We start from the raw sequence: 667 nt of genomic DNA, 5'->3' as shown, positions 1-667 counted from the left end.
CAAATTACCTGACTATTTGCGAAATCCACTACTTCATGCTGGGACAGCATGATAATAGAATTGTACCTATCCCTTTCATACCAAGCGTTAAGGCTTATTTAGCATGTCCGAAACTTGAGAAAGATACTCACAAAAATGCTGTCCAACTAGGATCAGCTTTTTCTTTACTCCTCGCTAACTTTTCCCGATCTTTAATTCCCGGCGGTTGTTCCAGCCAATTGTGTTTAATCATAATATCTGCTCCGCTTTTAGCTAGTTTGGCGATTTCTAACGATAATCGTTAATAATTTATCGCTAAATAACTTCGTTGACTTGCAGCCGCGGCAGTCGCATAGTTTGATTCAATTATAAGAGACATAAGAAGTGAAATTGCTTCCCTTTGGACAGGCATATGAATGATTATATGTCTATATGTATTTTAATGGAGCTTTTTGCGCTGTATCATTTTTTGGTGTATGAACAAAAAATAAGGGCATTATTTTTTTTGTGAAAAGTTGAATTTTACTCCTTTTTTTATATAAAAAAGGATGCGTTGCTGTTTTCTGATCATTACCATCTAAAAAAGGGCATACGAATCCCGTTGTCCACAAATTGCTTTTTTAAACCTGACTTATCAACATGTGGATAATTTATGATACCAGACTTCTCATTTTCTCGGGCTGATTCT

The 667-nt window shown here is 35.7% G+C and carries 1 pseudogene; it reads right to left on the bottom strand.

Annotated elements, in window-relative coordinates:
* Positions 1-127: 127 nt before the first annotated feature.
* Positions 128-340, bottom strand: a pseudogene (locus tag MUB24_RS23095) (DUF3231 family protein); the annotation flags it as partial.
* Positions 341-667: the final 327 nt, after the last annotated feature.

Source organism: Lederbergia sp. NSJ-179, from assembly GCF_022867885.1.
GTDB lineage: Bacteria > Bacillota > Bacilli > Bacillales > Bacillaceae_C > Lederbergia.
This window is presented reverse-complemented; position numbering and strand designations above follow the sequence as displayed.